Here is a 13,645-nt window from a genome sequence, read left to right as displayed (position 1 = left end):
CGGCGACGGAGCCGGATCGATCACCACACGCCTTGTCACTCGTCACGGTCTGTCTGCCGGACGGCATTGGCAATGACGCGCGCCCGGATTTCCTCGAACAGCCGCTCCGGCATCTGACCGTAGAAAGGGGTGCCGTTCGGCGTGGCGCGGACGTCAGGGCCGACCCAGGTGAAGCGGTTCAGGTCATTGCACACCACGCCGCAGCCAGCATCTAACTTCAGGTGCTTTGCGACCCGAGGTGGCAGTTCCACAAGCTGCTCAGGCTCGTGATGCTTGGTCGTGATCGGCGCGGTGATGACGCGGAGACCGGCCTGCGTCTCGGTCGCAGCGAGAACCAGACAAGGCCGATCCTTACGACCAGCGTCCTCACCGCGCGCCGCCTCGTGCCGCCACAGGTAGCTGTATTGGATTACGTCGGCGGGATTGGGCCTAGTCCAAGAGATGGTTCAGCTCCCGGGCGCTGTCAGGCACAACCGCGTCTCGGATGGCCACCAAATCGGCACGCTCCAGTTCGGTCGGCAACAGAGCCACATGATCCAGGCGAGCCAGCCGCTCGTATTCCGCCGCCGGCAGCATCACCACGCGCGCGGCACCGTTGCGCTCGACCGCCAAGGGATGAGTCATCGCCTCGTCATAGTAGTAACCGAACCGTTTCGACACGTCGCTGGACGACGCCTTCTCAAGAATGCTGGAAACCATCTGCACCTCCATGTGCTTCCGTAAGCTGTAGGAGATTACGGATATTCCGTAAAGGGCGGATGAACGCTAACCAACGCGATCCTTGGATTCCGAGCTCAATATAGCATACCGGCCGACGACTCATGATTGAGGCTGGACAGACCGCCTCGGCGCTGGCGGATTGGAAGCAGAATGGTCGCGGCAATTAGCGGATCGAACACCGAGACCGGGCTGATCGCGGGGATCGAGCTCGGCGGCACGAAGATCAACTGCATCCTCGCCCGCGGCCCGCACGACATAGTCGCCGAGGAGCGCATCCCCACCACGGATCCTGCCGAGACGCTCGGCAGGATCGAGGCGGTGCTCGACCAGTGGCAGGGCTTCGAGGCGATCGGCGTCGCGAGCTTCGGCCCGATCATCATCGACAAGTCGAGCGCGGCATTCGGGAGCATCGGCGTTACGCCCAAACCGGGCTGGACGGGCACCGACATCGTGAACCGCCTCGAGAACCGATACGGCAGGCCGATCGGATTCCACACCGACGTCGTCGGCGCAGCATTGGCCGAAGCCGCCTGGGGCGCGGCGTCGGGGCTCCCGGACGTCGCTTACATCACCGTTGGCACCGGCGTCGGCGTCGGCCTCGTCGCGCACGGCGTGCCAGTCGATGGCCTCACCCACGCCGAGCTCGGCCACATTAGAACCGCGCGATACGCGGGCGATGATTGGGTCGGATCGTGCAGGTTCCACGGCGCCTGCGTCGAAGGGCTGGTCTCGGGCCCGGCGATTGCCGCCCGCACGGGCACACCGGCCGAGGATCTGTCGAAGGACGATCCCGCATGGGACCAGGTCGTCCACACCATCGCCCAGTTGCTCAACGTGCTCGTCCTCACCGGCGTGCCGCGACGTATCGTGTTCGGCGGCGGCGTGATGGTCGGCAACGACTTCCTCCTGCCGCGGATCAGGAGCGCTCTGACCGACAGTCTTGGAGGATATGTTCCGCTTCCCGCGATCGAGAACATCGACACCTTCGTCTTGCCCGCCGCGCTTGGAAACCGGGCGGGGCCGCTCGGCGCCATACTGCTCGGGACGCAGGCATTGCGGACGGCGACGGGGCGCTGACCGCCTCGCGATTGCCAGCCTCTCTACAGGGTGGCATTATCCCCCCGGGGAGGATAAGCGGTCGGCATATGTCGCACACGAACGATCCCAAGATCCTCAACCGCCTCCGGCGCGCCCACGGCCACCTCGCCACGATCATCACGATGGTGGAGGAGGGACGCGAAGGGCTGGATACCGCGCAGCAGATGCAGGCGGTGATCAGCGCGCTCGAGGCCGCCAAGACGCTGCTGGTGACGGATCACATCGAGCATCATCTCGAGGCCGCAGTCGGACCGCTGTCGGACGAGGCGCGGGCTGAACTCGTGCGGCTTTCGCAGCTGGCGAAGTATCTGTGAAGCGGCCCTTCATCCTCGGCGACATCCGCCGTGGCGGCCTCTTCGCGATAGCGGCGGCGGCCTTGTTCGGCGCGTCCACGCCGGCGGCCAAGGTCGTCGTGGGCGACGTGCCGCCCCTGATGCTGGCCGGACTGCTCTATCTCGGCTCGGGCGTCGGCCTCACGCTGTTCCGCCTCGCGAGTGGCCGGGTGCGTCTTCCCTTCTCGCGACGCGATACCCCATGGCTAGTGGTTGCCGTGCTGTTCGGCGGCGTGGTCGGTCCGGCCCTGCTGATGCTGGGGCTCACCACCGTGACGGGCTCGGCGGCGTCATTGCTGCTAACGCTCGAAGGGGTGTTCACTGCGTTGATCGCCTGGATCGTCTTCCGCGAGCCGTTCAACGGCCGGGTCGGGCTCGGAATGGTCGCGATCGTCGCCGGCGCCGTGCTGCTCGCGCTCCACGGCGGCAGCGGCCGTGCGGCACTTGGTGGCGCGCTGGCCGTGGTCGGCGCCTGCCTGTGCTGGGCGATCGACAACAACTGCACCTCGCGGATCGCCGAGGCGGACGCTGCGGCGCTGGCTTCCGTGAAGGGCTTGGTAGCCGGCGTCGTCAACGTGAGCCTGGCGCTCGTCGCCGGGGCCGCGCTGCCTTCGCTCGGGAACGCCGCGCTCTCCGCGTTGATCGGGCTGCTCGGCTACGGCATAAGCCTGGTGCTGTTCGTGCTGGCGCTTCGGGAGGTCGGCGCTGCCAGGTCCGGAGCGTATTTCTCGACGGCGCCGTTCCTCGGCGCGCTGCTGAGCATCCTGCTGCTTCGTGATTCGTGGGGCGTCCCCACGGTCGGAGCGGGCGCCCTGATGGCGTTGGGCGTGTGGCTGCATCTCACGGAGCAGAGTCCGGAGGATACGGTCAAGTCATCCGCAACTTAGGCCTGATTGGCGAACGCTCGGATAGCGAGCCGATCGAGCCTGCAATCCGGCGCGGGTCGATCTTGACAATCCCACGCGCGCGTTGCTCTATCCCATTATGGGGTCGGCGATCTCCCCACGAGGCGACAGCCGAAGCATCGCGTCCCGACTTCTTCCGAAGGACGCGCCATGCCTGCGATAAACGCCATCACCCCCGAAAAACTTGCGCGCCTGATCGGCACGCCGAACTGCCCCACCATCATCGACGTCCGGACGGCGGAGGACTTCGCCGCGGATCCGCGTCTCATCCCCGGCAGCATTCGCCGCGGGCACGCCGACGTTGGGCGGTGGGCGAGCGAATTCCAGGGACGCACGGTCGTGATGGCCTGTCAGCATGGCCATGCGCTGAGCGAAGGTGTCGCCGCCTGGTTGCGGCATGCCGACGTTTTAGCCGAAATCCTTGAGGGTGGTGTCGCGGGATGGGCCACGGCCGGACTGCCGATGGTGCCCGAGGCGATGCTGCCCCCGCGCGACGCCGCCGGTCGCACAGTGTGGGTGACGCGGGCGCGACCCAAGGTCGACCGGATCGCATGCCCATGGCTGATCCGGCGCTTCGTCGATCCCGGCGCCACCTTCCTGTTCGTCAGCCCATCTGAAGTCGCCGGCGTCGCCGAGCGATTCGAGGCCGCCGCGTTCGATATCGAGAGCGACGGCATCGTATGGAGTCATGATGGCGAACGCTGCACCTTCGACGTGATGATCGAACGCCTCGGACTTGCGAGTCTGCCAGGGCTGGCGCGGCTCGCGCCGATCGTGCGCGGCGCGGACACCGGCCGGCCTGATCTCGTGCCCGAGGCCGCCGGGCTGCTGGCGATGTCGCTTGGCCTGTCGCGGATGTTCGCAGACGATCTCGCCCAGCTCGACGCAGGGATGCTGGTCTATGACGCGCTGTATCGGTGGTGCCGCGACGCGACCCACGAGACGCACGACTGGGTCTCGCACCAGCCCCGGACCGCCCGCGACAAGACTTCGGCATGAGCGCCGCCACCCTTGTCGACGCGCCACCCCTGACGCGTCCTGAACCCGTGTCGCTCGGCGAGGCCTTCTGGGTTTGGCTACGCATAGCCGCCCTGTCGTTCGGCGGTCCCGCAGGGCAGATCGCAGTGATGCACCGCATCCTCGTGGAGGAGAAGCGCTGGATCGGCGAGCACCGGTTCCTGCACGCGCTCAACTACTGCATGTTGCTGCCAGGGCCCGAAGCGCAGCAGCTTGCGACCTATATCGGCTGGCTGATGCACCGCACGCGCGGCGGCATCGTCGCGGGCGTGCTCTTCGTCCTACCGGGCGCTGTGTCGATCATGGCGCTCAGCTGGATCTACGCCCTCTACGGTCGCGTCGGCATCGTGTCGGCGCTGTTCTTCGGCCTGAAGTGCGCGGTGCTGGCGGTCGTGCTGCAAGCCGTTGTGCGCATCGGCGGCCGCGCGCTGAAGAACAACACCATGCGCGCACTTGCGGCGACGGCGTTCGTGCTGATCTTCTTCGTCGGCATTCCGTTTCCCGTCATCGTGCTCGGTGCCGGGCTGGTCGGCTTCCTCGGAGGGCGCGCGGGTATGCCAGCGTTCCAGGTCGGCGGCGGCCACGGCGCGAGCACGGGCGTTCACGTCGCCGATGCCGACACCCTGCTTGGCGAGGAGCTGCCGGCGCATGCCTGCCCGACGACCGGCCAGACGATTCGGCAGGCAGCCGTCTGGATGGTGCTGTGGCTCGCGCCAGTCGTCGCGTTGATCCTGATCGCGGGCGAGGGCAGCGTCTTCACGCAGATCGCAACCTTCTTCTCGACGATGGCGGTGGTGACGTTCGGCGGCGCCTATGCGGTGCTCGCCTATGTCGCGCAGCAGGCGGTCGAAACCTACCAGTGGCTCAGCCCGCGCGAGATGCTCGACGGGCTCGGCATGGCGGAGACGACGCCGGGGCCGCTGATCATGGTGCTCCAGTTCGTCGGCTTCATGGGCGCCTACCGCCATCCCGGCCTGCTGTCGCCACTGCTTGCGGGCACGCTCGGCGGCCTGCTCGCGACCTGGGTGACGTTCGTGCCGTGCTTCCTGTGGATCTTCCTCGGCGCGCCATTCATCGAGCGGATGCGCGGCAACGTGGCGCTATCCGGCGCGCTGTCGGCGATCACCGCGGCGGTCGTCGGCGTCGTGCTGAACCTCGCGGTCTGGTTCGCGATCCACACCATCTTCCGCACGGTCCACCCTGTCGCGGCCGGTCCGTTCCGCTTCGACATGCCGGTGCTCACGAGCGTCGACCCCTGGGCATTGGCGATCGCGGCCGCGGCGATCCTGGCGATGTTCCGGTTCAAGGTCGGCATCTTCACGACGCTCGGGTCGGCGGCTGCGATGGGGATCGCGCTGCATGTCGTCGGCGCCATCGGCTGATCGTTCTGTCCTCTCGCTCAACATTACTTGGAGAAGCATCATGACCGACCATCTGATCGACCGCCGCAACCTGCTCGCCGGGGCCGCCGCTCTGTCGGTCGGCGCAGCCGCACTGACCCCGCTCGCCGCGAATGCCGCCGCGGCCTCCGGGCCGACATTCGCCCCGCAGCCGATCCCGCTCCCGTTCGACCCCAAGGCGATCACCGGACTTTCGGAGAAGCTGCTCGTCAGCCACCACGACAACAACTACGTCGGCGCGGTGAAGCGCCTTGGTGCGATCTCCGGCCAGTTCGCGGCCCTCGACCCGGCGACCGCGGCTGTCTTTACGATCAACGGTCTGAAGCGCGAGGAGCTGATCGCATGGAACTCGATGATCCTGCACGAGCTGTATTTCGCGGGGCTCGGGGCACCCAACCGGCCAGGCAAGGCGCTGGCCGTCGCGATCGAGCGCGACTTCGGCAGTGACGCGCGCTGGCGCGCCGAGTTCGCCGCGATGGGCAAGGCGCTCGGCGGCGGCTCGGGCTGGGTCCTGCTCACCTACAGCCACCGCGACAACCGCCTGGTCAACCAGTGGGCCGCCGACCACACCATGACGCTGGCGGGGTCAACGCCGATCCTCGCGCTCGACATGTACGAGCATGCCTACGCGATCGACTATGGCGCGAAGGCCGGCGGCTATGTCGATGCCTTCATGGGCGCGGTGAACTGGGCGTCGGCCGACGCGCGGTTCGCCAAGGTGGCCTGAAGGAAGGGGCGATGGTCGGCGCACTCCGCATCACCGTCGCGCTGGCGTCGCTCGCATCGGCGAGTGCCTGCAACGCGGCTCCGCACACAATGTCGCCGAACGATCCGGCGTCACCGCTTCGTCTTGAGCGGAAGATTGCCTTGCCAGACGTCGCTGGGCGGATCGACCATCTCGCAATCGATCCGCATGGCAAGCGCCTGTTCGTCGCCGAATATGGCAACGGCTCGGTCGATGAGGTCGACCTGCCCGGGGGCAAGGTCACGGCACGCATAAAGGGACTGCACGAACCGCAGGGCGTCGCGGTCCTGAGCGACGGGCAGCTCGTCCTCGCGTGCGGCGACGGGTCCGTGCATTTCTACGCAGCCGGCGACCTGCGCGAGATCGCCACGTTGGCACTCGGTGACGACGCCGACAATGTCCGGATCGACCCGCGCAACGGCCATGTGGTGGTCGGCTACGGTTCGGGCGCCCTGGCGGTCATCGATCCGCGATCGCACCGGGTCGTCTCCACCCTTTCGCTTGCCGGTCACCCCGAGGGCTTCCGCCTCATCGGCAGCGAGGTGCTCGTCAACATTCCCGATCTTGGTGTGATCGTCGCGGCGGACCTGGATGTGGGCAGGGTCAAGGCGTCGTGGCCGACAGGCCTGCACCGGATGAACTTCCCGCTCGCGATCGACCCGGACGGAAAATGGGTGGCGGTCGCCTACCGCCTCACGGCCGCGCTGCAGGTCCGCGATCTCGCCACCGGCGAGGTGCGCTCGACCCGCTCCGCCTGCGGGGATGCGGACGACCTGTTCGTCGATCGCGATCGCTTCCTGCTGGTATGCGGCGCCGGGCATGTCGACGTGTCGTCGACGACGCAGTCAGGCACCGTGTCGATCCGCGTGACGACCGCTCCCGGTGCGCGCACCGGACTGTTCGTGCCCGAACTCATGACGCTGTTCGTCGCCGCACCTGCGCAGCGTGGCGCCGGTGCCGCGCTGTGGGTTCTTCGCACGGAGTAGCGCAGTGCCAATAGCTCCGGCGACCAAAAGCTCCGTGATTCGCGATCAGGGCGACCGAACAAGAATCCGGAGTGGGGACGGGGGGCGAATTCGAACTGCCGCGCGCTCAGAAAATCGAAGGAAATTCCGACTAACTCGGACCTGTGACCGAACCCACTTTCCCGACCCCCTATCCCGGAGAGCTTGTATATAGCGTCATAGCCCGTTTTCGCAGACATCATGGTTTCGGCGCTCTTGGATCCATGTTGTTCGACGACCCGGTCCACATGCCTGTGATCGCGTTGCCCAGGCGCTTGGATCACCTGGCAGGCCGGATCCCAGCGGAGCTAGGCATCGACGGTGAACGACTGCTGACCGATAATACGCTCTTCAACTATTTCATGGCGTTCGAGACAGAGGACCGCCGGTCTCGTGTGCGTGCCGCGATGCTACAGGCGCTCCCGGGACAACGCCCATTGTTGTTCTCGGCACAGATGATGCCGACACCGGTGTGGTTGAGGTTCTGCCCTGCGTGCAATGCGGAAAACCTAGCCCACCCCCTACGGCAGGAAATGTATTGGGACCGTAGGCACCAGCTTCCAGGTGTAGAGGTATGCGCCCGCCATTCGCGGCCACTTCGGTCGAGCGTTGTGCCGACAAGCTGGGCAATGAGCGGCATCACCTATCGCCCCGCGACCAGTGAGACCTGCCCGGTCGAAGCCGTCGATCTATTCGACCGCACAGACACGAAGCTCCTAGACGAAGCAGTCTCGATTGCAGTCGGGGTAATGCAGTTCGTCAATCAACTAAAGCCGGTGGTCTCACAGGCCGATCGCGCGAGAACCTATCGAAGCCTGCTCGAGGCCGCAGGTCTAAACGAGAAACGGGGAATGAGGCTAAACGCGGCATGGTCTTCACTGCTCAACCGATGGCCTGCGACGTTCCGGACAATGCCGCATCTCCTACGAACGGATGGAAAGCCGAGCATCTGGCTCAGGGAGATTCTCAATCCTAGCAGAACGCTGAAATCACCAATCCTGCATATCATGATGGAGGATTGGCTTGCGAGGCCGTCCACGACCTCGATCAGCGCGGAACTTCCGCCGGCTTCGAGTGCCGACGCGGGGCTGAGACCAAAGCGTCGAACCGGAGATGATGAACTCGCGGGCGTGGATATGCGGACATCTGGTCTGGTCGAAGTCGCTGCTGCCGCCATCCGATCCCGCTATCCCTACGAAAGGGTGTCGCGAAGCTCGCTGTCGCGCGAAACCGGCCGCTCCGAGCTTCGGCGCAAGAACGGATATATGCACCTACCCATGACAGTGACAACGATGGAGCGGGAGGTCGAAGGCATGGAGACATACGTCAGGCGGATCGCTGAAGCCGAGGCGGCTCGGCTGACTAGCCAAGGCACTAAGTTGAACTCGTCTAACTTGGCGAAGAGCCTCGGCCGGCCTAGGGTCGGCTGGCAGGTGACGGTGTTCCGTGAGGTCGCTGAAAAGTTCGGGAGCGAGGGCAAGCAAGACAATGGCACCACTTAATTGATGCGTTTTCCTTACGGCATCGCGGTTTCTGGAACGCCCTTGGCGTGCTAGCGTATCCACCGGGCAGGCGTGAGAATGGAACAAGTCAATTCATCGGCGACAGGTCGAACTGGGCGGGACCAAGTGCATTTGCGTGCTCGCCAGCGGCCCCGATGATGTGCGTGATCGCGTCCAGATCCCCACCACCACGCCTGAGGAAACGCTTGGTGCTGTGGAAAACGTGCTGCGCGGCTGGTCGCACTACGATGCGCTCGGTATCGCCAGTTTCGGCCCGGTCTCGCTCGATCGCACCGCGCCCGATTACGGCTCGATTACCGCGACCACCAAGCCGGGCTGGTCGAACACCGATGTCGGCAAACGGCTCGCCAGCATTGGCCTGGTGCCGACCGGTTTCGACAGCGACGTCAACGGCGCGGCCCTGGGGGAGGGGCGTTGGGGCGCGGCGCAGGATGTCGCCGACCATGCCTATATCACTGTCGGCACCGGAGTTGGCGTCGGCCTGGTGCTGGGCAATGCGCCCGTTGCCGGACTGACCCATGCTGAACTCGGCCATATCCGCCCGGTTCGTCTGGCAGGCGATAGCTGGGGCGGGAGTTGCCCGTTCCACGGTGATTGTATTGAAGGGCTCGTCTCGGGCACCGCGATCCGCGCCCGTACCGGCGCGGGTGCGGAGACGCTGGCCGAGGATGATCCGGTGTGGGAGGGCGTCGCCCATACGCTCGCGCAATTGTGCCACACGCTGGTGCTGACCGGCATCCCGCGGCGGATCGTGATGGGCGGCGGCGTGATCGTCGGCATTCCGCATTTGCTCCCGATGATCCGCACCCGACTGGAAGCGAGCCTTGGTGGCTATGTGGCGGCGCGCGGGCTGGTGCCGATCGACGCCTATGTCGTGCCGGCCGCGCTTGGCGGCATGGCCGGGCCGCTCGGCGCGATCGAACTGGGCGCGCGCGCCCTCGCTGGGGCCTGATGTCGGTAACGTCGTTTACGGCCCTTTAACCGCGTCCGCTTAGGTCGTTGCAGCGGGCTGTTATGCCCGGTGATTTTGCGACTGGCGGTGCTGACATGCGAATTCTGATCGTCGATGACGAACCGGCCATGCACGATAGCTATCGGCGCAGCTTCGCGCCGGTCGCCGCTGCCACAGGCCTGCTCGACGCAATGGCGGCGGAATTGTTCGGCGACGACGGGGACGCGACCGCGCCGGACGAGACCGCGCCCGATTTCACGCTGACGCACTGCATGCAGGGGCTGGATGCCGTCGCGGCGGTCGAGGCGGCGATTCGCGACGGGGATCCCTTTGCGGTCGCCTTTATCGATGTGCGGATGCCGCCGGGCATTGACGGCAAGGAAACCGCCGTGCGCATCCGCGCGCTCGACCCCAATATCAATCTCGTCATCGTGACCGGCTATTCCGACTTTTCGCCGGTCGAAATCTCCAAGGCGGCGGGGCCGGCCGACAAGATCTTCTACATCGCCAAGCCGTTCGAAGTCGCCGAGGTGACGCAAATGGCGAGCGCGCTGGCGCATCGCTGGCAGGGCGACCGCGAACTGGCCGAAGCGCGCGAAGTGCTCGCGGCGCAAGTCGTGCAGTTGCAGGAGCAGGGCCACGAACTCGCCGCGAATGAAAGCCGCGCGATCCATATGGCGAACCACGATTCGCTGACCGAGGCACCCAACCGGCTGGCGTTCCGCCGCGCGCTGACCGATCGCGCGCGCACCGATTCGCGCTTTGCGGTGGCGATGGTCGATCTCGATCGTTTCAAGCTGGTCAACGACACGCTCGGTCACCTGGCTGGCGATGAACTTATCCGCAAGATCTGCTCGGTATTGCAGGCCAATGTGCCAGCGGGCGGCATGGTTGCGCGGCTTGGCGGGGATGAGTTCGGGCTGATGTTCGATACGCCCGGTGTCCAGGCTGCGGAAATGGATTGTACGCGCGTGCTGAAGGCCTGTTCGGGCACGTTCAAGGTGCTGGGCAATACGGTGCAGGGCGGTGCATCGATCGGCTTGATCGTGACCGAGGCCGGTGAATCGCGCGACCCGACCGATCTCATGCGCCGCGCCGATTTGGCGCTCAACGACGCCAAGCGCGACGGGCGCGGCGTGGTACGCGTGTTCGATGAAAGCATGGATGAAAACATCCGCCTGCGCCGCGCGATCGAGGGTGGCCTTTCGCAAGCGATTGCCAAGGGCGAACTGAGCCTCGTTTACCAGCCGATCGTTGGGCGCGAAGCGTTCGAGGTGGTCGGCTTCGAGGCGCTGCTGCGCTGGAACACCGAGGATCACGGGCCGATTTCGCCCGCCGTGTTCATTCCGATCGCCGAGGAATCGAACCTCATTCACGAACTGGGCGATTGGGTGCTGGCCGAATCGCTCAAGGTGCTGGCCGAGTGGCCGGGCCAATATGTCTCGGTGAACTTTTCACCTCGTCAGTTCCGTCGTCACAATTTCGTCGGGCGGCTGGTCGAGAGCGTGCAGCACGCCGGGATCGATCCACGCCGCGTGCAGATCGAAATTACCGAGACCGCGATTTTCGACGATGCCGATCGCGCCGCCGATACGCTCTACAAGCTGCGGCAGATGGGCTTTCGCATTGCCCTTGATGACTTCGGGACCGGCTATTCCAGCCTGTACAACATCCGCAAATTCGCGCTCGATTGCCTCAAGATCGACCGCAGTTTCATCGACGGCATGGGCCGCGAGCGTGAGAGTGCCGCGATCGTCCATTCGATCATCCACCTCGGCCGCGCGCTCGGGCTTGGTGTGGTTGCCGAGGGCGTCGAGACCGAAACCCAGTTGCAGGCGCTGCGGGTTGCGGGCTGCAGCCATATGCAAGGCTATTTCTTCTCGCGTCCGGTCGCGCAAGAGCGCGCGAAAGAGATTGCCGAGGCGCGCTTTATCGCGGTTCCCGGCGTGCTCGACGTGGCGCCCGACATACCCGAGCCGGGTAACGGGACGCACGGATGACGGGCAGCATGATCCGTGCCGCGCGCGGCCGGATCGGACGATGGCGCGGGCGCGGCTCGCTCGGTGTCAAGCTCGTCCTGATCCTGACTGCGGTCGGCCTCGCCGGTTCGCTGGCGCTTACCTTGCTGCTCGCCAGCGTTATTGTCCCGAGCTTCAACCAGCTTGAGGCGAAGTCGATCGATGCCCAGGTCGAGCGCACGCACGCCGCGCTGAGTGATTTCGCGACCAAGGTCGAGAATGCGGTGCGCGATTATGGCGACTGGACCGCAAGCTATACCTATATGGCGCACCCCACGCCCGAATTTGAGCGTGAGAGTTTCTCGACGCTGGCGATGGCCAATCTCAGTGTCGATGGCATGGCCTATATCGGCAATGACGGACGGATCGTCATCGCCCGCTGGCGCGATCTTGCGCGCGGGTTGGATCGGCCCGATCGCCGAGACGCCTTTGCCACAGCGTTGACCCGCACCGATTTTCGCCGATTTCTGGGCGAGAAGAGTTCCGGGCACTATTATCTGCGCCTCGGCGACGAATTGGCGGCGGTCGGCGTGGCCAAGGTCCGACGGAGTGACGGCAGCGGGGTGCCGCGCGGCTACGTGGTGATGGCGCGGCGTATCACGTCAAAGGCGCTGTCCGAGGTCTTGCAACTGCGCGCGCGGATCGACCTTGCGCATGCCCCGGATGGCAATCGCATCGTTTCGGCGGGTGAAATCATGCGGATTGCGGTCCCGATCCGGGGCGTGGACGGTCACTCCGTTGCCAGCGCAGCCTTCACCGTGCCGCGCGATGTGTCGGTGCTGGGGCGGCGGATGCTGCTGCTCGCGGTGACGGGGGCAATCATCCTGCTGCTGGGCGTGTTGGTGATGTTGCGGCGGATGATCACACGGCTGGTGCTGCGCCCGCTCGCGCGGGTCGAGGGACACATGCAAATGGTGCGATCCTCGGGCACGCTGGGATTGTTGCCGGATGAGGCGCGCCGCGACGAGATCGGATCGCTTGGCAAGAGTTTCAACGCGATGCTGCAGCAATTGAAGGATCTGCGCGAGCAGTTGGAAGTGCAGAGCTTCGCGCTCGGAAAGAGCGAGAGCGCGGTGGCGGTGATGCACAATGTCCGCAACGCGCTCAATCCGATCAGCACGATCCTGAGCCAGGGAATTGCGCAACCGGCCCCGGTGGATCGCGCCGTGCTGGAACGCGCGGTGGCGGAATTGGCCAAGGACGACCTGCCCGCGCCACGCCGTGCGAAGCTGGTCGCCTTCGTCACTGCTGCGATCGAAGCGGAGAACGCGGATCGTGCACACCGTCGCGATCAACTCCAGATCGGGCGTGAGGCGATGAGCCATGTGCTGGAAATCATCGGCGAGCAGCAAAGCGCTGCGCATGAGCGACCGGCGGTCGAGCCATGCGACGTGACCGAAATCATCGCCAAGAACGCGACCATCGCGCGATATTCGGGCAGCGTCTCGATCGCGTTCAGCTTTCCCGCACAGCCGTGTTACGTGCTCGCCAGCCGCATCATCCTGAGCCAGGTGATCGGCAATCTTTTCTCCAACGCCGCCGATGCGATCGCGGCCAAGGGCAATGCCAGCGGTTCCATCGCCGTTTCGATCGAGGAGCAGGGCGATATCGCCCGAATTGCGATTTGCGACGATGGGGAGGGCTTTGCCGCAGATGCCACGCCGACGCTGTTTCAGCGTGGCTTTTCCACGCGCCGCCACAAATCGGGTGGGCTTGGCCTGCATTGGTGTGCCAATTCGATGGCGGCAATGCACGGCACGCTTCGGTTGGAAAGCGAAGGTCCGGGCCGGGGAGCGGTGGCGGTGTTGACGCTGGGGCTGGCACCGCGCGCCGCCAGCGAGTTGGCGGCGTAAAGGTGCCGTGCGACGCGGAAGGCCACAAGGTCGCGCGGAACGGGATCCTATTTGACCTCGATCCCGGGCCATGGCCGG

General features: G+C 65.6%; 13 protein-coding genes and 1 pseudogene. 12 read left to right on the top strand and 2 right to left on the bottom strand.

Going from position 1 to position 13,645, the window contains the following annotated elements; genetic code table 11:
* Positions 1-35 precede the first annotated feature (35 nt).
* Both EJC47_RS04330 and EJC47_RS04325 read right to left on the bottom strand, forming a co-directional pair.
* Positions 36-251, bottom strand: a complete 216-nt coding sequence (locus EJC47_RS04330) for a hypothetical protein (protein WP_260591473.1) — start codon at positions 249-251, stop codon at positions 36-38.
* Between the two features lie 178 nt (positions 252-429).
* Complete coding sequence (locus EJC47_RS04325) at positions 430-699, bottom strand: type II toxin-antitoxin system Phd/YefM family antitoxin (RefSeq protein ID WP_126845643.1); 270 nt, start codon at positions 697-699, stop codon at positions 430-432.
* A 171-nt stretch (positions 700-870) separates the two neighbouring features.
* On the opposite strand from EJC47_RS04325, the gene EJC47_RS04320 reads away from it, so the two are divergent.
* The 12 genes and pseudogenes from EJC47_RS04320 (at position 871) to EJC47_RS04270 (ending at position 13,567) form a co-directional block, all read left to right on the top strand.
* Complete coding sequence (locus EJC47_RS04320; protein WP_126845642.1) at positions 871-1,797, top strand: ROK family protein; 927 nt, start codon at positions 871-873, stop codon at positions 1,795-1,797.
* Positions 1,798-1,865: 68 nt separating this feature from the next.
* A complete protein-coding gene (locus tag EJC47_RS04315; RefSeq protein WP_126845641.1) occupies positions 1,866-2,132 on the top strand; it encodes a metal-sensing transcriptional repressor in 267 nt (88 codons plus the stop codon).
* On the top strand, positions 2,129-3,037 hold the full coding sequence (locus EJC47_RS04310) for a DMT family transporter (RefSeq protein WP_126845640.1): 909 nt from the start codon (positions 2,129-2,131) through the stop codon (positions 3,035-3,037). Before EJC47_RS04315 ends, EJC47_RS04310 begins: the two co-directional genes overlap by 4 nt.
* Positions 3,038-3,205: 168 nt before the next feature.
* Positions 3,206-4,054: a chromate resistance protein ChrB domain-containing protein gene (locus tag EJC47_RS04305; protein ID WP_126845639.1), complete on the top strand. Its 849-nt coding sequence runs from the start codon at positions 3,206-3,208 to the stop codon at positions 4,052-4,054.
* The gene (gene chrA / locus EJC47_RS04300; protein ID WP_126845638.1) at positions 4,051-5,454 is read left to right on the top strand and encodes a chromate efflux transporter; all 1,404 of its coding nucleotides are present in this window, start codon (positions 4,051-4,053) and stop codon (positions 5,452-5,454) included. Before EJC47_RS04305 ends, chrA begins: the two co-directional genes overlap by 4 nt.
* A 40-nt stretch (positions 5,455-5,494) precedes the next feature.
* Positions 5,495-6,199 carry a superoxide dismutase gene (locus tag EJC47_RS04295; RefSeq protein ID WP_126845637.1) on the top strand — a complete coding sequence of 235 codons (705 nt, stop codon included), beginning with the start codon at positions 5,495-5,497 and terminating at the stop codon, positions 6,197-6,199.
* 11 nt (positions 6,200-6,210) lie between these two features.
* A complete protein-coding gene (locus EJC47_RS04290) occupies positions 6,211-7,203 on the top strand; it encodes a YncE family protein (RefSeq protein WP_126845636.1) in 993 nt (330 codons plus the stop codon).
* Between the two features lie 143 nt (positions 7,204-7,346).
* Positions 7,347-7,808, top strand: a pseudogene (locus EJC47_RS21535) (TniQ family protein); the annotation flags it as partial.
* A 42-nt stretch (positions 7,809-7,850) separates the two neighbouring features.
* Positions 7,851-8,723 carry a hypothetical protein gene (locus EJC47_RS21325; RefSeq protein ID WP_260591472.1) on the top strand — a complete coding sequence of 291 codons (873 nt, stop codon included), beginning with the start codon at positions 7,851-7,853 and terminating at the stop codon, positions 8,721-8,723.
* A gap of 91 nt (positions 8,724-8,814) precedes the next feature.
* Positions 8,815-9,696, top strand: a complete 882-nt coding sequence (locus EJC47_RS04280) for an ROK family protein (protein WP_126845634.1) — start codon at positions 8,815-8,817, stop codon at positions 9,694-9,696.
* 95 nt (positions 9,697-9,791) lie between these two features.
* Positions 9,792-11,696, top strand: coding sequence for a putative bifunctional diguanylate cyclase/phosphodiesterase (locus EJC47_RS04275; protein ID WP_126845633.1), 1,905 nt, complete (start codon positions 9,792-9,794; stop codon positions 11,694-11,696).
* Entirely contained in the window at positions 11,693-13,567 is a 1,875-nt protein-coding gene (locus EJC47_RS04270) for a sensor histidine kinase (RefSeq protein ID WP_260591471.1), read from the top strand. The genes EJC47_RS04275 and EJC47_RS04270 overlap by 4 nt, the downstream gene beginning before the upstream one ends.
* The last annotated feature ends 78 nt before the right edge of the window (positions 13,568-13,645 follow it).

It is taken from the genome of Sphingomonas sp. TF3 (assembly GCF_003985085.1).
GTDB lineage: Bacteria > Pseudomonadota > Alphaproteobacteria > Sphingomonadales > Sphingomonadaceae > Sphingomonas.
Note: the sequence above shows the minus strand (reverse complement) of the source record. Positions and strands in the feature narration are given on the sequence as shown.

Coding starts and splice junctions, on each gene's coding strand:
- EJC47_RS04290 (WP_126845636.1), top strand. CDS start 6,211: ATGGTCGGCGCACTCCGCATCACCGTCGCGCTGGCGTCGCTCGCATCG.
- EJC47_RS04295 (WP_126845637.1), top strand. CDS start 5,495: ATGACCGACCATCTGATCGACCGCCGCAACCTGCTCGCCGGGGCCGCC.
- EJC47_RS04270 (WP_260591471.1), top strand. CDS start 11,693: ATGACGGGCAGCATGATCCGTGCCGCGCGCGGCCGGATCGGACGATGG.
- EJC47_RS04320 (WP_126845642.1), top strand. CDS start 871: ATGGTCGCGGCAATTAGCGGATCGAACACCGAGACCGGGCTGATCGCG.
- EJC47_RS04275 (WP_126845633.1), top strand. CDS start 9,792: ATGCGAATTCTGATCGTCGATGACGAACCGGCCATGCACGATAGCTAT.
- chrA (WP_126845638.1), top strand. CDS start 4,051: ATGAGCGCCGCCACCCTTGTCGACGCGCCACCCCTGACGCGTCCTGAA.
- EJC47_RS04325 (WP_126845643.1), bottom strand. CDS start 699: ATGGTTTCCAGCATTCTTGAGAAGGCGTCGTCCAGCGACGTGTCGAAA.
- EJC47_RS04305 (WP_126845639.1), top strand. CDS start 3,206: ATGCCTGCGATAAACGCCATCACCCCCGAAAAACTTGCGCGCCTGATC.
- EJC47_RS04315 (WP_126845641.1), top strand. CDS start 1,866: ATGTCGCACACGAACGATCCCAAGATCCTCAACCGCCTCCGGCGCGCC.
- EJC47_RS21325 (WP_260591472.1), top strand. CDS start 7,851: ATGAGCGGCATCACCTATCGCCCCGCGACCAGTGAGACCTGCCCGGTC.